The 18,726-nt window shown below is 65.4% G+C and carries 19 protein-coding genes; 9 read left to right on the top strand and 10 right to left on the bottom strand.

The window, feature by feature from the left end:
- The 6 genes from nagZ to VA599_RS08215 all read right to left on the bottom strand — a co-directional run bounded on the left by nagZ (nucleotide 1) and on the right by VA599_RS08215 (nucleotide 8,369).
- Nucleotides 1-1,518, bottom strand: coding sequence for a beta-N-acetylhexosaminidase (gene nagZ / locus VA599_RS08240; RefSeq protein ID WP_346788229.1), 1,518 nt, complete (start codon nucleotides 1,516-1,518; stop codon nucleotides 1-3).
- Nucleotides 1,515-2,375 (bottom strand): carbohydrate ABC transporter permease, encoded by an 861-nt coding sequence (locus tag VA599_RS08235; protein ID WP_346788228.1) that lies wholly within the window; start codon nucleotides 2,373-2,375, stop codon nucleotides 1,515-1,517. The genes nagZ and VA599_RS08235 overlap by 4 nt, the downstream gene beginning before the upstream one ends.
- A gap of 9 nt (nucleotides 2,376-2,384) precedes the next feature.
- Nucleotides 2,385-3,254 (bottom strand): carbohydrate ABC transporter permease, encoded by an 870-nt coding sequence (locus VA599_RS08230; protein ID WP_021477230.1) that lies wholly within the window; start codon nucleotides 3,252-3,254, stop codon nucleotides 2,385-2,387.
- Between the two features lie 74 nt (nucleotides 3,255-3,328).
- Nucleotides 3,329-4,576, bottom strand: coding sequence for an ABC transporter substrate-binding protein (locus tag VA599_RS08225; protein WP_346788227.1), 1,248 nt, complete (start codon nucleotides 4,574-4,576; stop codon nucleotides 3,329-3,331).
- A gap of 81 nt (nucleotides 4,577-4,657) precedes the next feature.
- Nucleotides 4,658-6,073 (bottom strand): OprD family outer membrane porin, encoded by a 1,416-nt coding sequence (locus VA599_RS08220; protein ID WP_346788226.1) that lies wholly within the window; start codon nucleotides 6,071-6,073, stop codon nucleotides 4,658-4,660.
- Nucleotides 6,074-6,671: 598 nt separating this feature from the next.
- Nucleotides 6,672-8,369: a methyl-accepting chemotaxis protein gene (locus VA599_RS08215; RefSeq protein WP_346788225.1), complete on the bottom strand. Its 1,698-nt coding sequence runs from the start codon at nucleotides 8,367-8,369 to the stop codon at nucleotides 6,672-6,674.
- A 208-nt stretch (nucleotides 8,370-8,577) separates the two neighbouring features.
- Here VA599_RS08215 and VA599_RS08210 point away from each other — a divergent pair, with 208 nt between their 5' ends.
- The 3 genes from VA599_RS08210 to VA599_RS08200 all read left to right on the top strand — a co-directional run bounded on the left by VA599_RS08210 (nucleotide 8,578) and on the right by VA599_RS08200 (nucleotide 11,630).
- A complete protein-coding gene (locus tag VA599_RS08210) occupies nucleotides 8,578-10,554 on the top strand; it encodes a peptidase U32 family protein (RefSeq protein ID WP_346788224.1) in 1,977 nt (658 codons plus the stop codon).
- A gap of 166 nt (nucleotides 10,555-10,720) precedes the next feature.
- The gene (locus tag VA599_RS08205) at nucleotides 10,721-11,206 is read left to right on the top strand and encodes a GNAT family N-acetyltransferase (RefSeq protein WP_346788223.1); all 486 of its coding nucleotides are present in this window, start codon (nucleotides 10,721-10,723) and stop codon (nucleotides 11,204-11,206) included.
- A gap of 205 nt (nucleotides 11,207-11,411) precedes the next feature.
- A complete protein-coding gene (locus VA599_RS08200) occupies nucleotides 11,412-11,630 on the top strand; it encodes a DUF7661 family protein (protein WP_021477225.1) in 219 nt (72 codons plus the stop codon).
- 46 nt (nucleotides 11,631-11,676) lie between these two features.
- Here the strand turns inward: VA599_RS08200 and VA599_RS08195 are convergent, their stop codons facing one another.
- Nucleotides 11,677-12,447 (bottom strand): SDR family NAD(P)-dependent oxidoreductase, encoded by a 771-nt coding sequence (locus VA599_RS08195; RefSeq protein WP_346788222.1) that lies wholly within the window; start codon nucleotides 12,445-12,447, stop codon nucleotides 11,677-11,679.
- 104 nt (nucleotides 12,448-12,551) lie between these two features.
- Between VA599_RS08195 and VA599_RS08190 the strand changes: the two genes are divergently transcribed.
- Entirely contained in the window at nucleotides 12,552-12,899 is a 348-nt protein-coding gene (locus VA599_RS08190) for a winged helix-turn-helix transcriptional regulator (RefSeq protein ID WP_221667319.1), read from the top strand.
- A gap of 54 nt (nucleotides 12,900-12,953) precedes the next feature.
- Nucleotides 12,954-13,352, top strand: a complete 399-nt coding sequence (locus tag VA599_RS08185; RefSeq protein ID WP_021477222.1) for an MAPEG family protein — start codon at nucleotides 12,954-12,956, stop codon at nucleotides 13,350-13,352.
- Nucleotides 13,353-13,355: 3 nt separating this feature from the next.
- On the opposite strand, the gene VA599_RS08180 is transcribed toward VA599_RS08185, so the two are convergent.
- Nucleotides 13,356-14,273, bottom strand: coding sequence for a LysR substrate-binding domain-containing protein (locus VA599_RS08180; RefSeq protein WP_346788221.1), 918 nt, complete (start codon nucleotides 14,271-14,273; stop codon nucleotides 13,356-13,358).
- A gap of 82 nt (nucleotides 14,274-14,355) precedes the next feature.
- Between VA599_RS08180 and VA599_RS08175 the strand changes: the two genes are divergently transcribed.
- Nucleotides 14,356-15,378: an MBL fold metallo-hydrolase gene (locus tag VA599_RS08175; RefSeq protein WP_346788220.1), complete on the top strand. Its 1,023-nt coding sequence runs from the start codon at nucleotides 14,356-14,358 to the stop codon at nucleotides 15,376-15,378.
- 50 nt (nucleotides 15,379-15,428) lie between these two features.
- Nucleotides 15,429-15,644, top strand: coding sequence for a DUF3079 domain-containing protein (locus tag VA599_RS08170; protein ID WP_021477219.1), 216 nt, complete (start codon nucleotides 15,429-15,431; stop codon nucleotides 15,642-15,644).
- A gap of 57 nt (nucleotides 15,645-15,701) precedes the next feature.
- Here the strand turns inward: VA599_RS08170 and VA599_RS08165 are convergent, their stop codons facing one another.
- Nucleotides 15,702-16,019, bottom strand: a complete 318-nt coding sequence (locus VA599_RS08165; protein ID WP_346788219.1) for a YMGG-like glycine zipper-containing protein — start codon at nucleotides 16,017-16,019, stop codon at nucleotides 15,702-15,704.
- Between the two features lie 186 nt (nucleotides 16,020-16,205).
- Here VA599_RS08165 and VA599_RS08160 point away from each other — a divergent pair, with 186 nt between their 5' ends.
- Together VA599_RS08160 and VA599_RS08155 are read left to right on the top strand one after the other, a co-directional pair.
- The gene (locus VA599_RS08160) at nucleotides 16,206-17,390 is read left to right on the top strand and encodes an alkaline phosphatase family protein (RefSeq protein ID WP_346788218.1); all 1,185 of its coding nucleotides are present in this window, start codon (nucleotides 16,206-16,208) and stop codon (nucleotides 17,388-17,390) included.
- Nucleotides 17,391-17,462: 72 nt separating this feature from the next.
- Nucleotides 17,463-18,260, top strand: a complete 798-nt coding sequence (locus tag VA599_RS08155; RefSeq protein WP_346788217.1) for a hypothetical protein — start codon at nucleotides 17,463-17,465, stop codon at nucleotides 18,258-18,260.
- Here the strand turns inward: VA599_RS08155 and VA599_RS08150 are convergent.
- Complete coding sequence (locus VA599_RS08150) at nucleotides 18,218-18,520, bottom strand: DUF6506 family protein (protein WP_221666247.1); 303 nt, start codon at nucleotides 18,518-18,520, stop codon at nucleotides 18,218-18,220. The two genes, VA599_RS08155 and VA599_RS08150, sit on opposite strands and share 43 nt — an antisense overlap.
- Nucleotides 18,521-18,726: the final 206 nt, after the last annotated feature.

Genomic DNA, 18,726 nt, shown 5'->3' with positions numbered 1-18,726 from the left:
TCATTGCTCCTGATGGGGTTGGCCCAGGTCCACCGGCAGCCGGCCGGCGGCGGCGATTTCGCCGGCCAGGCAGCGGCTGGCCGCGAAGAGCGCGGCGTCGGCGAAGCCGTAGCTGATCAAGGCCGGCGCGGCGATGTCGGCGGCGGCGTAGGGGTTCCATAATGCCAGATGCAAGTCCGGCCTCCATTCCTGTTGCTCGCGCCGGCCGTAGCGCTCGCGGGTGGTCGAGGCCAGCACAGTGAACAGGCCGTCCTGCGGCAGCGTCGACCAGGCCAGCGAGGCGCGCTCCTTGAAGCGGACGACCTCCAGCGCGTGGCGAAGGGACAGCGCGGCGATCAGCGCGTCGGCCGCCAGTCCTTCCTCGGACACGCCGTCGGACGGCGCCTGGTCCTGCACCACCAGCCGCAGCCTTTGGCCGGCCGGCAGCGTCGGGATCTCGCCATGAGCGGTCAGCGCGCGGGTCCAGGCGTCGGCGAACAGCGCCTCGTCGGCCGCGCGCTGTTGGGCGGCGTAGTCGTAATCGGAAACGCTGGGATAGCGGCGGATCAGCGCGTCCACCCGCGCGGCGGCTTCGGCCAGGCGCGCTTCGGCCAAGTCGCCGCTGTGCAAGGCGGCGCGCAGCGCGTCGAAGCTGGCTTCCATCTCGTCGGCGAACTGCAGCACCAGCGCCAAATCCGCCCCGGCTTTCAGCGTTTGCACCGCGCCGGCCGGCTGGCCCCAGCGCTCGCGTATCGCTTTCATGTTCAGCGCGTCGGTGATGGCCACGCCGGGGTAGCCCAGCTCGCGCCGCAGCAGGCCGGTGAGGATGGCCGGCGACAGCGTGGCCGGCCATTCGGCGTCCAGCGCCGGAAAACGGATGTGGGCGCTCATCAGCGCCGGCGCGTGGGCGGACAGCGCCTTGAACGGCGCCAGCTCGTAGTCGCGCAGCTCGGCCTGCGGCTTGTCCACCACCGGCAGGTCGAGGTGGGAGTCGGTGTGGGTGTCGCCGTGGCCGGGGAAATGCTTGACGCAGCAGGCGACGCCCTCGGCCAGATGGCCCTCCATCCAGGCGCGGGCCAGGGCGGCGGCGCGCGCCGGATCGGCGCCGAACGAGCGCTCGCCTATCACCGGATTGGCCGGGTTGTTGTTCAGGTCCAGCACCGGAGCGAAGTTCCAGTTGACGCCCAGGCTCTTGATGCCGCGCGCCACCGCGCCGCCGACCTGGCGCGCCAGCGCCTCGTCGCCGACGGCGGCCAGCGCCATCGCCGCCGGGGCCTGCGGCAGGAAGCGGGTGCGCATCACCGCGCCGCCTTCCTGATCGAGGGCGATCAGCACCTCGTCGCCGAGCGCGCGTTTCAGGTCGGCCACCAGACGGCGGGTGGAGGCCGCGTCCGGCACGTTGCGGCGGAACAGGCAGACGGCGCGCACGCGCATTTTCCGCAGCCGCGCCGCTTCTTCATCGCTCAATGCCGGGCCTTCCACGTCCACCATCAGGCAGCGGCCGGCCAGCTGGTCCAGTGGTTCCTTGCTCAGGGTCATTTCACCGCTCCATCGAATCCGCGCAGGAAATAGCGCTGGGTGAACAGGAATACGATCAGGATGGGCAGCACGGTCAGCACCGCGCCGGCCGCCACCACCCGCGTTTTGAAGCTGAAGGCGCCGGCCAGGTACAGCACGCCGACCGACAGTGGAAACTTGTCCGGGCTGGACATCACGATGGACGGCCAGATGTACTGGTTCCACGCCGACACCGTGGTCAGGATGGTCAGCGCCGCCAGCGCCGGGCGCGCCAGCGGCAGCATGATGCGCCAGAAGATCTGCCACTCGGACGCGCCGTCGACGCGGGCGGCGTCGATCAGATCTTGCGGCACCGCCTCGAACGCCTGCTTCAAGAGGAAGATGCCCACCGCGCCGGCCAGCGTCGGCAGCACCACGCCGCTGTAGCTGTCGGTCAGCTGCAGCTTGGACACGGTGATGAAGTTGACCAGGAAGTTGACCTCGCTGGGCAGGATCATGGTGGCGAGGATGGCGCCGAACACCAGCCGGCGGCCGGGAAACTTCATGCGCGCCAGCGGGTAAGCGGCCAGCGCGCTGACCAGCAGCGTGCCGGCCACCGTCAGCGCGGCGATGGCGAAGGAGTTGCGGTAGAAGGCCAGGATGTCGATGCTGGACACCGCCTCGCGGAAATGGTCCAGCGTCGGCGCGGTGGGCAGCAGCGGCGGCGGGAAGGCGTATACCTCGCCGTCGCCGGACAGCGCCGTCACCAGCGTCCACCAGAACGGGTAGACGGTGATCAGAGCGATCGCCGACAGCGCCAGGTAATGGACGGCCCGCGCGGCCAGCCGGTCCGCCCGCGCGCGGACGGCGGGGGCGGCCAGGGTGGTGGAGTGGTTCATCGCGTCTCCTCAGCGGTCTCGTGGTTGCAGGTAGCGGAAGTTCAGCCAGGCCAACGCGATGCAGAATGCCGACATCACCAGGCTGGCGGCCAGCGCGCGGCCGAAATTGAGCGACTTGATGCCGAACTCGTAGGCGTAAAAGAGCGCGGTGTAGGTGGACTGCATCGGCCCGCCCTTGGTCAGGATCTGCACTTCCTCGAAGGCCTTCACCGCCGCCAGCACCGACATCACCGAGCACAGCAGGATGGTGGGGGCCAACAGCGGCACGGTGATGCGCCAGAAGCGCTGCCAGCGGCCGGCGCCGTCCAGCTGCGCCGCTTCGTAGACGTCGGCCGGGATCGCTTGCAGGCCGGCCAGGTACAGCACCATGTACCAGCCGATGCCGCGCCAGACGGTGATGAACATCACCGCGAACAGCGCGATGTGGTCGTCGGAGAGCCAGCCCACCGGATCATTGATCAGATGCAGCCAGCGCAGCGCGGCGTTGAGCACGCCGTCCTCGGTGTACATGAAGTTCCAGATGATGCCGATCACCGACACCGAGGTGACCACCGGCAGATAATAGGCGGCGCGGAACAGCTTGATGCCGGGCAGGTTGTTGTTGACCAGCACCGCCAGCAGCATCGCCAACAGCTGGATGAGAGGCACCACCAGCAGATACAGCGCCGAGTTCTTCAGCGCCGACAGGAACAGCTCGTCGCCGAACAGGTCGCGGAAATTGTCCAGGCCCACCCATTGCGGCGCGTCGATCAGGTTGTAGCGCGTGAAGGCGAGGAAGGAGCCGAAGCCCACCGGCCAGAACGAGAACGCGGCCAGCAGCAGCAATGCCGGCGCCAGGAACAGATAAGCCTGCAGCGTGGTCTTGCGGGGTTTGCGCATATGAAGTGCCACCGTGTCTGAAAGAGAGGCGGCCCGCCGCCGGCGAGGGCGGCGGGCGCGGACAAAGGCCGGTCTTACAGCTTGCCGTTCCAGTAGGCGGCGGCCTCGTCCAGCGCGGCTTTGGCGTCCTGGCGGCCGGTCACCGCCTTTTCCACCGCGGCGGACAGCCTGGCCGACAGCGTGTCGGCGTTCTTCACCGACAGGAACAAGGTGCGGGTCTTGTCCAGATTGGCGGCGGCGATGCCGACCGCGCGCTCGGCCGGACCGGCGTTGGCGGCCACTTTCTGGAAGTGCGGGTCTTGCGCCGCCTTGCGCGCGGTGGGCAGTGTGCCGGCCAGCTTGGCGAAGGCCAGCTGGTTGTCGGCGTTGGTCAGGTAGTTGCCGAACTTGCCGATCTCCGGCAGCAGCGCCTTGTCCACGTTGCGGGCCACGGCGAAGTTGAACATCCAGCCGCCGGCGGCGATGCCGGTGGGGCCCAGCGGCGCGGCGGCGACGCGGGTGTCGCGGTAGACCTTGGGCGCTTCGTCGCGGACGCGGGTCAACGCGGTGGGGCTGGATTCCAGCATCGCCATGCGGCCGCTGTTGTAGGCGGCCATCGCCACCTGGAAGTTGTCCTGGACGAACAGATTGTCCTTCATCAGCGCGCCGGCCTTGTAGGCTTCGGCCAGCTTCTTGACGAAGGCGACGTGGGCCGGGCTGTTGAACGCCGGCTTGCCGTCCTTGATCACATCGAGGCCGTTTTGCAGGAACAGGCCCTCGATCTTGGTCGGCCCCATCTTGGGCGCGAAGCCGGCGGCGCCGGTCTTGGCCTTGATGACCTTCGCGTACTGCAGCTCCTCATCGAAGGACTTGGGCGGCTTGTTCGGGTCCAGGCCGGCTTTCTTGAACAAGGCGGCGTTGTAGGCGATGACATCCGCGCCGTTGTAGTGCGGGAAGGCATAGGCCTTGCCGTTGAAGGTGACGTCCTTCAGCGCGCCGGCCACGTACTGATTCTTGTCGATCAGACCATCCAGCGGCTGGATCAGGCCTTCCTGCTGGTAGTCGTAGGCCCAGGGCACGTTCAGGTTGACCAGCGCCGGCGGTTTGCCGGCGCCGACGGCGGCGGTGAATTTGGCCTGGATCACATCCCAGGGATAATCGGTCCATTTCACTTCCACATTCGGATGCTGGGCGTTGTACTTGCCGACCAGCTCCTTGAAATAGCCGTCGAACTTGGGCGACAGGCTCATGGTCCACACTTCCAGCACCGGTTTGTCGGCGGCGTGGGCGAACAGGGGCGCGGCGGCGATCAGCAGCGACAGGCTCAGGGTTTTCAGTTTCATCGTGCGGTTTCTCCTTTTCGGCTTCGCTTATCGGAACCGATAGGCGAAGCGGCCGGCACTGGCATGCCGGCCACTGGTGGATCAGAAGGTCTTGCTGTAGGAGGCGATCACTTTCACGTCGTTGCGGTTGCTTTTGTCGCCGGTGAAGCCGTGGGTGCGCAGCTGCGCCGGGTAGACGCCTATGCTGGCGCCCTTGAGCGGCCCGCTTTGCACCGAGTAGGCCACGCTCAGATCCACCTCGTTGAAGTGGGTGTCGCCCAGATTGGGACGCGCGCTGTCGTATTGGTTTTTGACATTGCTGGCGTAATTGGCGGATGCGCCCATGGTCAAGCCGGGCACGCCCAGCTTGGCGAAGTCATAGCTGACGCCGATTTTGACCACTCGCATGCCATCCCAGACAAAGTCGTCGTCCTGGCCCCAGGTCTGGATGAAGTTGCGGTTGTCGGAGTTGCCCCACGGCGTCAGGCGGAAATTCAACTCGCCGGAGTCGGGCGCGTGGGTGGCGCCGTAACCGCCCATCAGCGTCCAGCCACCGGTGGCGTAGCTAAGGCTGCCGCTGGCATGCCATTCATTCTTGGGATTGGCGATGCCGGACAGCGCGGTCTGGTATTTGCCGGTGAAGTAGTAGCCGGTGGCGGTCAGCTTGTCGGCGCCCAGAGACCAGGTGTAAGACGCGGCGATCTGCGCGTTGCGGCGGTAGTCCTTGCCCTCGCCGAAACCGATGTCGACGAAGTAGTTGCTGGGCGCGTAGCGGAAGCCGATGCTATGGACGTAGTCCACTTTGCGGCCGTCATTATAGGGTGCCCGGTTCTGGTGCCACTGGTTGGTCATGTCGCGGAAACGGGTATCCCACTCATTGCGGAACTGGTCTGCCCAGCCATAGCCGACTTCGAAGTCGCCCAGCTTGTATTTTCCCTCCAGGCCGCGATAGGCATGCGATTGCAGGCCGCCGGACGTGCCCAGCGTGCCTATGCTGATCGGGGTGTAGCCTGCGCGGGCGGAAAAGCCTTGGCCATCGGCGCTCTGGCGGAATTTCAACGCGGCCTGGCTCAGCACCGCGCTGCTCTTGTCCTTGCCGCCGCCGTTTTCGTCCGGATCGCTGGTGTCGTTCAAGTCGTGGTACAGCACCTCCGACCAGCCCTGCCCTTTGGTGAGGCGGATGGCGGCATGGGCGGCGGCGTCGAAACCCAGATGGTCCCAGGCATAGCCGGATTTGAAATTCAATCCCAGGTTCAAGGCGTTGACATGGATGTCATGACGATTGCCCTTGCCGGGAGCGTCCCATTGGGCTTGCCGATCGCGCCCATAGTAGAGCGCGCTGAAGGTGGTTTCCGATTTGGTCAGCAGGTCATAGACGTCGCTTTCCGGAATGGCTTGCGCGGTGCCTTTCAGCGCGGGGCCGTCGCTGCCGGGAGGGACGGACGATTCTTCCGCCGCGAGGGCGTGGCCGGACAGCACGGCCATGATTGCCAGGAATAAGACGCGTTTCTTGTGCATGAGATTGCTCCAGGTCCGATTGCCGAATTCAGGGGTGGACGTCCTGGAGGCACGTTAGCTGGTCTTATATTGGTCTTCAATTGGTATGAGACAATTCTGGTTGAAATTGAATGTCATGGCGTTGCAATGTTGCCATGCAAGATAACAATCTTAATAAAAATCCAATTAATGATAATTATTGGCAACAAATAAAGGGTTAACTAGCAAATAATCGCAATTTAAGTCTGTTGTGTGATGAGTTTGGAATGAGTGATGATTGACTGTGAAAATAAACCAGTGAAATACCAATAATGGATGTTCTGAATAGAAACTCGATGTTCGAATTGCGGATGTTGCAACGCAGCATCCGCGCAAAGAAAGATGCCCGCGCGAAGCGGGCCAAAACGAGAGAGGAAGGTTCAAAGGGGAGGCAGGTCTCCCCGGAGGAAAGGTTTGACGGCTACTGGCCAGGCTCCTGATTCCGCATTGCGCCGATTTGTTGTAGTGCCCGCGCGGCGCGTCTTGCCTCAGACGCGCAACTGAATTCTGTTAGCCGCTCCGGGCAAGCACTCAAGCATTGCGGCGGAAACGGGCGCCTCGCGAGGCCTTGGGCAGGCTATCAGGCCTGCCAGGCGGTGGCGGTCAAGGATTGCGGCGTCTGGTCAGAGGTTGTCGGCTGGCCGCCGGCCGGCAGCTTGAAGCGGCTGATCGCCGCCTGCAGCGCGCCGGCCATCTGTTCCACCTGGCCGGCGGCCTCGGCGGTTTGCGTCGCGGCGGCGCTGGTTTCCTCCGACATCTGCGCCACTTGCTCGACATTGGCGGCGATGCTGGTGCCGGCCTGCTGCTGTTCGTTCAGCGAGATCGATATCGTCGACAAGGAGCCCTTCACCCGGTCGACATTGCCGGCGATGCCGGTGATCGCCTCGCGGGCGCTGCTGGCCTGGGCCAGCCCGGTTTCCATCTGGTCCACCGTGTGGTGGATGTTGTCGACCACGTGTTGGCTGCAGTCCAGCATCTCGCGGATGCTGCCGCTGATTTCTGTGGTGGACTGCGCGGTGCGTTCCGATAGCTTGCGCACCTCGTCGGCCACCACGGCGAAGCCGCGGCCCTGTTCGCCGGCGCGGGCGGCTTCGATCGCCGCGTTCAGCGCCAACAGATTGGTCTGTTCGGCCACGTCGCGGATCACCTGGATCACATTGGCGATATCTTGCGAGCGGCTGCCCATCAGGTCGGCCTGCTGCTGCGAGGAGCGCGCCTGCTCGGCGACGCGGCCTATCGTCTGCAGAGTTTGGTCGATGATGGTCTCGCCCTGATGGGCCAGCTCGCCGCTGGACACCGAATCCTTGGCCACGTCGGAGGCGGTGTCGTTGACTGAGCAGATGCTGACCGACAGCTGTTCCACCGACGCCGACATCGACGACGCGGCGCGGGTCTGCTCCTCGGCGCTGGTCGCAACCTGTTCCGATGCGGCGGCGAGCTCGGTCGCGCTATTGGACAGCCTGAGCGTGATGTCCTGCATATTGCGCACCAGCTGGATCAGCGCGCTCTGCATCCGCGCCATCGAGGCGACGACGCTGTGATGATCGTCCGGCTTCACCGTCAGCTTTTGGCCCAAGTCGCCTTCGGCGATGCGCTCGGCCAGCGCCACCACGTCGCGCGGTTCGCCGCCGAGTTCGGACAGCAGCCCGCGCACGATCACCCAGGCCAAGAGAAAGCCCACCACCACGCCGACGGCGATCAACGCGATGTTGGCGGCGTGGCTGAAGGCGGCGCGCTGCTGCGACTGGGCGAACTCTTCTGCCGCCACCCGCAGCTGAAGGTCCACCAGCGCGGCGATGCGCTGCGCCACCGGGTCCAGTGCCGGGTACATTTCGCGGTCCACGTAATGCTGCAGCGCGGCCGTGTCGCCGCTCTGCACGATCTGCCGCAGCTTGTCGACGCTGTGGTTGGCGTTGGCCATCGCCGCTTCGGCCTGGTCGGCCAGCCGTTTTTCCTCCGCTGTCAGATAGGTGGCGCGGTAATCGCCCCATTGCTGGCGGACATCGAGCTGCGCCTTGTTCAGATTGGCGAGGAAGCCGGCGGCATTTTGGCTCTGGTTGCGCAGCTTCTGCGCGTTGTCGACGATGCCCACCGCGTAGCCGTCGCCGACGGTTTTCAGCTGTTTCAGGCAGACCACGCGGTCGTTATAGGTGGTGGCGAAATCGCCGAGTATGCCTTCCTGGGTGTGCAGGCCGTACCAGCCGACCAGCAGCGGGATGGCCAGCAGCGCGCAAACCATGACGGACAGGCGCCGGGCGATGGTGAGGGAATTGAACATGAGGGACTCGCTGCTTTGGACGGGACTGCGCCCCGATACTCTTTGGAGTAGCAGCCGCCATGAAGGCAGGCAATCGGATACAGTATTTTAAGTAGTCGCACCTAGTACGGCCCGGCGCAATCACCGACTACCTATAAGCCCATGATTCCGTTATAATTCCGCCCCCACCCAATCACGCATCGTACCCATCGATCAGCCCGGAACCGCCATGAGCCTGCTGCCGCACCAAGTCGAACTGCTGTCGCCCGCCAAAACCGCCGAAATCGGCCGCGAAGCCATCCTGCATGGCGCCGACGCGGTATATATCGGCGGGCCGTCGTTCGGCGCGCGCCACAACGCCTGCAACAGCGTGGAGGACATCGCCGGGCTGACCGCCTTCGCCCACCGCTACCACGCCCGCATCTTCGCCACGCTCAACACCATCCTGCACGACGCCGAGCTGGAAGGCGCGCGCAAGCTGATCTGGCAGCTGTACGACGCCGGCGTGGACGCGCTGATCATCCAGGATATGGGCATCCTGCGGATGGACCTGCCGCCTATCCAGCTGCACGCGTCCACCCAGTGCGACATCCGCGACGCCGACAAGGCGCGCTTCCTGTCCGACGCCGGCTTCAGCCAGATCGTGCTGGCGCGCGAGCTGACCATTCCGCAGATCAGGAAGATCGCCGACCGGGTGGCCGATTCCGCCGCCATCGAGTACTTCATCCACGGCGCGCTGTGCGTGGCCTTCTCCGGCCAGTGCTACATCAGCCACGCCGACAACGGCCGCAGCGCCAACCGCGGCGACTGCTCGCAGGCCTGTAGGCTGCCGTACACGCTGACCGACGAAAAGGGCGGCGTGGTGGCCTTCGACAAGCATTTGCTGTCGATGAAGGACAACAACCAGAGCGCCAACCTGGAGGCGCTGCTGGACGCCGGCGTGCGGTCTTTAAAGATAGAAGGCCGCTACAAGGACGTGTCCTACGTCAAGAACATCACCGCCCATTACCGCCTGCTGCTGGACGAGATCTTCGAGCGCCGTCCGGAACTGGCGCCGGCCGCCAGCGGCACGAGCGAGGTTTTCTTCACGCCGGACCCGGACAAGACTTTCCATCGCGGCGCGACGGACTACTTCGCCACCGGCCGCAAGCAGGACATCGGCGCCTTCGATTCGCCGAAGTTCGTCGGCGTCGGCCTGGGCACGGTGCACAAGGTGGGCGACGGCTGGCTGGAAATCGCCACGACTGAACAGATGTCCAACGGCGACGGCATCAACTTCATGAAGAAGCGCGAAGTGGTGGGCATGCAGCTCAACACCGTCAAGCAGGTGGGCAAGGCCGAGGGCGGGCTGTTGGTGTGGCGCTGCGAGCCTAACGATCCGGCCGCGCTGCAAGGGTTGAAGCCCGGCGTCGACATCAGCCGCAACCGCGACCACGCCTGGGAGCTGGCGTTGCTGAAGAAATCGGCCGAGCGCCGGGTGGGCGTCTGGGCCGCGCTGTCGGAAACCGCCGACGGCCTGGAACTCAGCTACACCGACGCCGACGGCTGTACCGCCAGCGCCCGCGCCGAGCTGGCGCTGGAGCCGGCCAAGGACGCCGCCCGCGCCGAGCAGAGCCTGCGCGACGCCGCCGCCAAGCTCGGCAACACCATGTTCCAGGCGCACGACGTGGCGCTGAGTCTGTCCCAGCCGTGGTTCGTGCCGGCCTCGGTGATCAACGGCCTGCGCCGCGACGCCGTGGAAAAACTGGAAGCCGCGCGCGCCGCCGCCTGGGTCCGCCCCGAGCGCAAGGCCGCCGTCGAGCCGCCGGCAGTCTTCCCGCAGAAGGAGCTCAGCTATCTGGCCAACGTCTACAACGCGCTGGCCTGGGACTTCTACAAGCAGCACGGCGTGGAAGTGATCGAGCCGGCCTACGAGGCGCATCAGGAAGAGGGCGAGGTGTCGCTGATGATCACCAAGCACTGCCTGCGCTTCTCCTACAACCTGTGTCCGAAGCAGGCCAAGGGCGTGAAGGGCGTGATGGGCCAGGTGCGCGCCGATCCGATGATTCTGAAGTCCGGCGACGAAACCTACACGCTGAAGTTCGAATGCCGTCCTTGCGAGATGCACGTGATGGGCAAGATGAAGAAGCACATTCTCAAATCCCCGCCGCCGTCCGAGATACCAGCTTCGGCGCCGATGACCTTCTTCAGGCAGCGGCCGCAGTAAATAGCCAATCGCCGACGAGCAAGGGCAAGCCAAGATGGCTTGCCCTTATTATTTTCCGATGAATTGAATGACTTGTTTTCTTGTGATGGAGAGCGATTTCGTTCAAATTAAATGCCGTTTGAGTTGTATTGCTTGAAGTGAGTCTCGTCGGTATGAGGAGGGCAGAGTGGAAGTCAATTTGATTAAGGCGGAGCTGGCAGATGCGGAGATATTGCACCGGATGCAGGTCGAGGCATTCATGCCCTTGTTGCGGAAATACCAGGATCACGCGCTAAATCCGGCGATGGAGTCGTTGGATAGGCTGACTGAGAAAATACAACAGCCGAATTCCGCTTTCTATTTGATTCGGCGCGGCGGCCAGTCTGTCGGGGGTGTTCGCGTGGTGGACCTGGACGGTGGCTGCCAATGCCGAATCAGTCCTATTTTCATTCTTTCCGCATTCCAAAGGTTAGGCATTGCCCAGCAGGCCTTGCGCTTGCTTGAGCGATTGCATTGGCCGCAAGAGAGTTGGTGTCTGGACTCCATTTTGGAAGAAGTGGGTAATTGCCGTTTGTACGAGAAGCTGGGTTTTATCCGGGTGGGGCCAGCGAGGCGAGTGCAGCCGGGCATGCATTTGGTTTCATACCGGAAAGAGGTTGTCTCTTGCGCATAGTTTTGCTTTTCCGCGAAGCCTTTTCAGGATTGGAACCATTCCGCGACGTTAGATTGCCGATTGCCGCCGGTCAGGTTGAATAATGTTTATTCCCCGATGTTTGAGGCAATGTGGACCAGACGGAGGAAAATCAAAGGCATGACGTTGCGCTGGCGATGATGGTTCTGCAATCATGAGCCATTGAACGCAACCGGGGGCCTGGCGCATGCAAACGTATCGATTCAACGTCTACGGCCATATCGTGGTGGCGGAGCGGCATGGCTCCGGCTGGCGTGCCTTTCTGCCCGACAACGACGGCAAGCGCCGGCCCGCCGATTTCGTCATTCCGGACTGGGTGACGGAAGACGGCCTGGCCCAGTATCTGGAAGACCTGTTTCACGAGAACGCGACGCCGCGCAACGGCGATGTGAAGCAGCTGGATTGACGCTGGCGGCAGGGATCATGCCCTGCCGCCGTCTTGGCTTTTCCGCTTAATTTCTGCCCGTCATCACGCCGCCGTCCACGTCCAGCACCGTGCCGGTGATCCAGCCGGCCTTGTCCGACAACAGAAACTCGACCGCGTTGGCCACGTCGTCGGCGGTGCCGATGCGGCCCAGCGGGTGGAAGCCGTTGAAGCCGGCCAGCGTAGCCGCGATCTGGTCTTCGGCGATGAAGGATTTGTAGATGGAGGACAGCACCACCGCCGGCGCCACCGCGTTGACGCGGATGCCGTCGTCGGCCAGCTCCATCGCCATATGCTGGGTCAGCGCGTGCAGGCCGGCTTTTTGCATCGAGTACGCCGACGATGGCGTGGCCTTCACTGCCTGATGCGCCCACATCGAGCCGATGTTGACGATGGCGCCGGCGCCGTGGCGGCGCATATTGCGCGCCACCGCCTGGCTGATGAAGAAAAAGGCCTTGTTGATGTCCAGCTGGCGGTCGTAGTCCTGTTCGTTGTGTTCCAGAAAGCTCACCGGCTGGAAGTAGCCGGCGGCGTTGACCAGTTCGCCGATGGCGCGCGGCTCGGCGTCCAGCCTGGCGATGAAGGCGCGCACCTGTTCCGGTTGGTAGAGGTCCACCGCGGCGGTTTCCACCTTGCCGCCGGTGTCGGCTTCCAGTTCCGTCTTGACGGCGGCCAGGCGCAGGGTGTTTTGGGCCAGGATCAGCACCGTCCGGCCCTGGCGCAGCAGGCGGCGCGCGCTTTCCTTGCCCATGCCGCTGGAGCCGCCGACGATGATGGCGAGAGTGGGGGAATGTGTCATGCTTGCGTTCCGTGGGTAGAGGAGATGGCCGCAGCTTAAAAGCGCGGCAATTCCTTGAACAGCAGGCACAAATTGGTCAGCCACTTACTTTTTGGTACATCTCGATGAAGGCGCAGGAAAAAAAATTCTCCCGGAAATCGCCGCCGGAGCGCAGCGCGCGCATGGTGGAGAGCATCTACGGCTGCAAATGGTCGCTGACGGTCTACCAGCTGCTGGCGAGCGGCATCAATCGCCCTGGTGAAATGGTGCGCCAGGTGGAGGGTTTGAGCACCAAGGTGCTGAACGAATGCCTGCGCCGCAATATGGAGTTCGGCATCCTGGAGCGGGTGGCCTTCGACGAGTCGCCGCCCAGGGTGGAATATAGGGTCACGCCATTCGGCGGCAAGTTCGTGCGGGTGCTGGACGAGCTGGAAAAGCTGCAGCAGGAGCTGGAGCGAGAAGAGGGAGTTTGAGACGCGCCGTCCCGCCCGGCTTTGGCCACGCAGGACCACCAGAAAGGGAAAACGATGATCTATCCGATGTTCGCTTTGGTGCTGTTGACCTTTTTCGTCGGCGTCCGTCTCGGCGCCTGCCGCTTCGCCAACGCCCGCTCAGGGCGGGTGAAGGGCAGCTATTACCGGCTGATGCAGGGCGACGCGCCGCCGGACGGCGAGCTGAAGCTGGCGCGCAATTTCTCCAATCTGTTCGAGGCGCCGGTGCTGTTTTACGTGTTCGGCGCCATCGTCATCGCCAAGAATCTGGCCGGGCCCGTCCCGCTGGGACTGGCTTGGTGCTACGTGGCGGCGCGCGTCGCGCATTCCGCCATCCATCTTTCCTACAATCACCCGATACACCGTTTCCTGGCCTTCTTGGCATCCAACATCCTGCTGCTGGCGATGTGGGGCTGGCTGGCGCTTACGCTGTAAGTCTTACTGCCCGGCAATCTCGATAATCTGCGCTTCCAGCCAGTCGAGCCCGGGGTCGCCGGCGCTGGCGGCGTGGCGGATCAGCGAGACGGTGAACGGCGGCAGATCCAGCGGCGGCGGACTGGCGCGCAGGCCGTGGTTGGCCGCCCATTCGTCGGCCAGCGCTTCCGGCACGGTGGCCAGCAGGGGCAGGGCTTTCAGCAACGGCGGCAGCGAGGCGAAGCGGGAGGCGGTGTGGCTGACCAAGCGCGACAGGCCCCGCTCGGCCAGCGCCCGGTCCGCGGTGCCCTGGCGCGCGCCGCGGTAGCTGACCAGCGCGTGCTCGTGGGCGAGGTAGTCGTCCAGGCTCAGCGGCGCGGACAGCGGCAACTGCCTGGGATCGTAGACGACGGCGAAGCCCATCGAGCGCAGCGTCCTGGTCTGCTGCCAGGCGGGGCCGGGGACGAACACCGAGACGCCCAGCTCCATCCGGCCCTGCTCCAGCATCGCGCTGCCGGTGAACGGGTCGGTGGTTTCCAGCGCGACGCGCAGTTTGGGCGCCAGCGCGCGCAGCCGCGGCAGCAGCTTCGGGGCCAGCCAGATTTCCACCCAGTCGCTCATGCCCAGCGCGAATGCGCGCGTGGCGGAGGCCGGCTCGAACGCGGGTTCGGCGAACAACAGCGTTTGCAGCTGTTCCAGCAGCGGGGTCAGTTGGCTTTGCAAGGCCAGCGCGCGCGCGGTGGGCGCCATGCCCTGCGGCACCCGCACCAGCAGTTCGTCGTCGAACAGCTCGCGCAGCCGGGCCAGCGCGCCGCTGACCGCCGGCTGGCCCAGGTGCAGGCTGGCGGCGGCGCGCGACACGCTGCGCTCGCGCAGCAGCACGGCGAGCGTGACCAGCAGGTTCAGGTCCACGCCGCGGAAATCTTTTTCCCTGATACTCATCATCATTCCAATCGATTTGAATGGCATGGCCGGGCGCTTCATCATCGGGGCACTTGCACTTCAGCCCGGAAAGGAATACCCCATGCGCATCATCTCCGCACCATACCATGCCGCCGCCCGCGCCATCCGCCTGCTGCCGCTGGCCATCGCCCTGGCCGGCGCCGGCGCCGCGCCGACGCATGCCGCCGAGCTGTCCCCACCGCCGCAGGCGCGCGTCCAGGCGCCGGGATTCTACCGGATGATGCTGGGCGCTTTCGAAGTGACCGCGCTGTCCGACGGCACGGTGGCCGTTCCGCTGGACCAGTTGCTGCATAATCCGCCGGCCGACACTGCCCGCCGGCTGGCGCAGGCCCACCTGGGAACAAAGACGGAAACCTCGATCAACGCCTTCCTGATCCACACCGGCAGCCATCTGGCGCTGGTGGACACCGGAGCCGGCGACCTGTTCGGCCAGGCCGGTGGCCAGCTGTTGGACAGCATCCGCGCGGCCGGCTACCGGCCGGAGGATATCGATACGGTCTTATTGACCCACATCCACGCCGACCATTCCGGCGGCCTGACGCGGCAAGGCAAGCGGATGTTCCCCGCCGCCGACATCAGGGTGAGCCAGCGGGACGTGGATTTCTGGCTGAACCCGGCCAACGCCGCCAAGGTGGCCAAGGAAGAGCGCCACGCCTTCGCCGATTCCGAGGCGGCGCTGCGGCCGTACATCGAGGCTGGCCGGCTGAAGCCGTTCGACGGCGAGACGGAGCTGTTGCCCGGCATCCGCGCGGTGTCGGGCGCCGGCCATACCCCGGGCCATACGCTGTACCTGGTGGAGAGCGAGGGCAAGAAGCTGATGCTGTGGGGGGATCTGATCCACGCGCAGGACGTGCAGTTCGCCAAGCCCGGCGTGACCATACGCTTCGACGTGGATGCCAAGGCGGCCGCCAAGCAGCGGCTGGCGCGGATGGACGAAGCCGCGCGCGAAGGTTGGCTGGTGGGCGCCGCCCACATCCGCTTCCCGGGCCTGGGCTATGTCCGCCGCGACGGCGCCGGCTATGCCTGGCAGCCTGGGCCTTACAGCCTGTCGGGTTTGAAGCCGGCGATCGTGTCGGCGCGCTAGCCTTATTCCAGATCAATGCCGATGAAGATGGCGGGCCGCACAATCCAGACATGCGATCCTCTGTCCCCGGCACCGCCAAGAAGTTTCCCCTCCATCCCCGCCACCCCGAGCGCATCTGCTGGGGCTGCGACAAGTACTGTCCGGCCTCGGACATGGCTTGCGGCAACGGCAGCAGCCGCACCCAGCACCCGGCGGAGATTTTCGGCGACGACTGGTTCGAGCCGGATCCCAGCGCGGATGATGCCGGAGCTGGCGGGGAAGGATAGCGGGAGGACAATGAAAAACGGGACGCCAGGCGTCCCGTTTTCTTTGTAGCGGCGCGCTTAGCAGCGGCCTTTCTTCGCCTGGCCCGGAGGGCAGAAATTGCCGCGACCATGGTGATGATGACGGTGGTGGCGCTTGCGGTAGCTGCGCTCTTCGCGCGGCTCCGGCTTGCGGCCGTAGTCGTGGCCGATGGCCGCGCCGGCGCCGCCGCCCACCGCGCCGCCGATGATGGCGCCGTTGCGGCCGCCCACGGCCTCGCCGACCGCCGCGCCCGCCGCACCGCCCAACGCGCCGCCGACGATGGTGGACGTGTCTGCCTGAGCCGTCGCGGCCAATCCAGCCAAGCTCAGGGAAATGATGATAAATGCGCGCTTCATGCGGCTATCTCCGGTAAAAATTGATGGCTTGCAGCATACTGGTTTGAGAGGCGGCCAACTGTATCAGATTGTTATTGAATGTAAATTCTATGTTAATGACAGTTGTCGAATTGTTGCCGCATCGCGTTGACGCCGCGCCGCGCGCTGCCGAGAATGGGGTTTCTTACCTTTCCCGGGAGGGCTGCGATGGCCGATCTGGCTTCCTTGTGCCCCGGCGCGGCATGGCCGGACTACCAGGGCGGCGGGCTGCTCAATCTGATGCAGACGCTTAGCCTGGAGTTGGGCGGACCCGACTTGGGCCATGCGCCGCTGGCGTCCGGCGCGCTGGCCGGCATTGGCGGCCACCGCCATGTCTGCCTGATCCTGATCGACGGGCTGGGCGATGCTCAACTGCGGCGACTGGGGCCGAACAGCCGGCTGCGCGCATTGCAACGCGAGACGATCAGCAGCGTGTTTCCGCCGACCACCGCGGCGGCCGTCACCACGGTGCTGACCGGCCGCTCGCCGGCCGAGCACGGTCTGATAGGCTGGCACCAGCTGCATGGCGAGGAAATCATCGCGCCCTTGCCCCTGTACGCTCGCCATCCGGCCGACGCCGGCGGGCAGGAGTTGCGGCGCGCGGACACCCTGTACCGCGCGCGACCGCTGTTCGACCGCCTGGCGCGGCCGGCGTTCCTTTATCTGCCCGATTTCATCGCCTATTCCCCATATAGCCGCTGCCACGCCGGCGGCGCGGAGCGCGTCGCCTACCGCAGGGGAATGGCCGACGGCTTTGCCCGGCTGGCGCGGCGGCTGGCCGACCCGGCGCCGGCCTTCCACTACTTGTACCTGCCGCAGCTGGACACGCTGATGCATGAGCAGGGGCCGGATTCCGACGCGGCGCGGGCGCTGCTGGCGGAAATCGACGCCGCTTTCGCCGCGCTGCTGGGCGAGGCCGAAGGTTGCGGCGCGGCGGTGATCGCGATCGCCGATCACGGCTTCATCGCCGCGCCGGACGCGCAATGGCTGGACGTGGACGCCGACCCGGAACTGTACGGCCTGCTGGCGCGGCCGCTGTCCGGCGAGACGCGGCTGGCTTACTGCCATCTGAAGCCGGGTTGCGCCGCGCGTTTCATCGAATTGGCGCGGGAACGGCTGGGCCACGCCTGTTGGGCGGTGGAAAGCCGCGAGCTGCGGACGTCCGGCGCGTTCGGCCCGGGGCCGGCGCATCCGGACCTGGCTCGCCGCTGCGGCGATGTGGCGCTGATCGCCAAGCCCGGCTGGAATCTGCGCGACACGCTGCCGGGGGAGGAGACGCTGCGCCTCGCCGGCGTGCACGCCGGCGTCCATCCGGACGAGCAGGCGATTCCGCTGATCGTCTACCGGGCTTGAGCGTCACATTTTTACAAGCGGCGCTGGCCGGGGCCGCCGCAGAATGGACGCGGGTTTTTCTGGATATCGCCGATGCAGTCGCAACAACGCAGGCCCGATCCAGGGCTGGAGCCATGGATACACAGTTACCGCCGCTACCGCTTCGGGCCGGATGATCCCGCGGCGCTGACGCTATTGCCGGGCACTGGCGCGGAGTTGTGGCTGGGCGCGGATGGAACGGCCGGTTTGCTGTGTCCCCGCCGGCGGATGTTGCGGATCGCGCGGCCGGAGCGGCCGGTATTCGTGATCCGTTTCCACGCCGGCTCGCTGCCGCAATTCTGTTCGCTTCCCCTGTCTCAGCTGGTGGACCGCGTCACGCCGCCGACGCGCGCGTGGCCGGAGGCGCAAGGTTTGTGGATGGGAATCGAACGGGCCGATTTCGACGAGCAATGCGAGCTGGCCGGCCGTTTCCTGCGCGGACGGCTGCGGGCGGAGCCCGAGCTGGAGCGGATGCGGCGCCTGGCGCGGCGGATATTCGCCGACAGCGCCGGCTTCGAGCTGGGGGCGCACGCGGCGGAGGCGGGCGTGGACCGGTTCGGCCTGTCCCGCCGCTTCCATGCCAGCCAGGGCGTGACCGCCAAGCTGTTTCACCGCTTGTGCCGGTTTGAGAAGTTTTTCCGCGACGCGGCGTTCCAGCCGCGGCCGGCCCTGGCCGGGCTGGCCTGGGAGCATGGCTATTGCGACCAATCCCATCTGCACCGCGACGCGTTGGCCTTCGGCGGGCAGCCGCCGGCGCGTTTGCTGCGCGATCCGGCGCTGTCCCTGTTTTATTCTCCGTTGGCCGGCGTTCAGGCCAGCTTGTCGCCGGAGCGGTGGCCGAGCAAGGGGTGAGGATCGAAGCGCACCGCGCCGACCGCGGCCAGTTCGCCGACCGCGGCGGCGACGATGGCGACGCCCTGGTGGCCGAAGCCGCCGCACAGCTCGATGGCGGCGCAGCCTTGTTCAGCCAATTCGCGGGCGACTTCGCCGGCCTCGCGGTAGCTGGAGACGGCGAGGGTGATGACCTCCACTTCCGGCGTCGCGGTGACGGCGCGATGGCGTTGAGGGTCGCCGTGGGGGGCGATGAAGATGAAGGCGGCTTTCAGGGCCATGGCGGGTTCCTTTACTGTGTGTGAAAACCCGAGCTTAAGCGGCGCCTCGCCCGGCGATCTTGGAAAAACGTGCGGCGGCGGACCTGAATATTTCAATGCGATTTTGTCGATGTTATGCTGATTGGTTTTTGAGGGGCAATGAAACATAGGGTCGAGGCAGGCGTAATCGTCGAGCATGAGGGCAGGATTCTGATGGTCCGGCATTG

It is taken from the genome of Chromobacterium indicum, assembly GCF_039708975.1.
Classification (GTDB): Bacteria; Pseudomonadota; Gammaproteobacteria; order Burkholderiales; family Chromobacteriaceae; genus Chromobacterium; species Chromobacterium piscinae.
Note: the sequence above shows the minus strand (reverse complement) of the source record. Positions and strands in the feature narration are given on the sequence as shown.

What these genes read in the sequence shown, in the direction of transcription:
- VA599_RS08150 (WP_221666247.1), bottom strand. Translation starts at nt 18,520, where the DNA reads ATGGCCCTGAAAGCCGCCTTCATCTTCATCGCCCCCCACGGCGACCCT.
- VA599_RS08170 (WP_021477219.1), top strand. Translation starts at nt 15,429, where the DNA reads ATGCGATCCTCTGTCCCCGGCACCGCCAAGAAGTTTCCCCTCCATCCC.
- VA599_RS08200 (WP_021477225.1), top strand. Translation starts at nt 11,412, where the DNA reads ATGCAAACGTATCGATTCAACGTCTACGGCCATATCGTGGTGGCGGAG.
- nagZ (WP_346788229.1), bottom strand. Translation starts at nt 1,518, where the DNA reads ATGACCCTGAGCAAGGAACCACTGGACCAGCTGGCCGGCCGCTGCCTG.
- VA599_RS08175 (WP_346788220.1), top strand. Translation starts at nt 14,356, where the DNA reads ATGCGCATCATCTCCGCACCATACCATGCCGCCGCCCGCGCCATCCGC.
- VA599_RS08160 (WP_346788218.1), top strand. Translation starts at nt 16,206, where the DNA reads ATGGCCGATCTGGCTTCCTTGTGCCCCGGCGCGGCATGGCCGGACTAC.
- VA599_RS08225 (WP_346788227.1), bottom strand. Translation starts at nt 4,576, where the DNA reads ATGAAACTGAAAACCCTGAGCCTGTCGCTGCTGATCGCCGCCGCGCCC.
- VA599_RS08220 (WP_346788226.1), bottom strand. Translation starts at nt 6,073, where the DNA reads ATGCACAAGAAACGCGTCTTATTCCTGGCAATCATGGCCGTGCTGTCC.
- VA599_RS08195 (WP_346788222.1), bottom strand. Translation starts at nt 12,447, where the DNA reads ATGACACATTCCCCCACTCTCGCCATCATCGTCGGCGGCTCCAGCGGC.
- VA599_RS08235 (WP_346788228.1), bottom strand. Translation starts at nt 2,375, where the DNA reads ATGAACCACTCCACCACCCTGGCCGCCCCCGCCGTCCGCGCGCGGGCG.
- VA599_RS08155 (WP_346788217.1), top strand. Translation starts at nt 17,463, where the DNA reads ATGCAGTCGCAACAACGCAGGCCCGATCCAGGGCTGGAGCCATGGATA.
- VA599_RS08215 (WP_346788225.1), bottom strand. Translation starts at nt 8,369, where the DNA reads ATGTTCAATTCCCTCACCATCGCCCGGCGCCTGTCCGTCATGGTTTGC.
- VA599_RS08165 (WP_346788219.1), bottom strand. Translation starts at nt 16,019, where the DNA reads ATGAAGCGCGCATTTATCATCATTTCCCTGAGCTTGGCTGGATTGGCC.
- VA599_RS08210 (WP_346788224.1), top strand. Translation starts at nt 8,578, where the DNA reads ATGAGCCTGCTGCCGCACCAAGTCGAACTGCTGTCGCCCGCCAAAACC.
- VA599_RS08185 (WP_021477222.1), top strand. Translation starts at nt 12,954, where the DNA reads ATGATCTATCCGATGTTCGCTTTGGTGCTGTTGACCTTTTTCGTCGGC.
- VA599_RS08180 (WP_346788221.1), bottom strand. Translation starts at nt 14,273, where the DNA reads ATGAGTATCAGGGAAAAAGATTTCCGCGGCGTGGACCTGAACCTGCTG.
- VA599_RS08190 (WP_221667319.1), top strand. Translation starts at nt 12,552, where the DNA reads ATGAAGGCGCAGGAAAAAAAATTCTCCCGGAAATCGCCGCCGGAGCGC.
- VA599_RS08230 (WP_021477230.1), bottom strand. Translation starts at nt 3,254, where the DNA reads ATGCGCAAACCCCGCAAGACCACGCTGCAGGCTTATCTGTTCCTGGCG.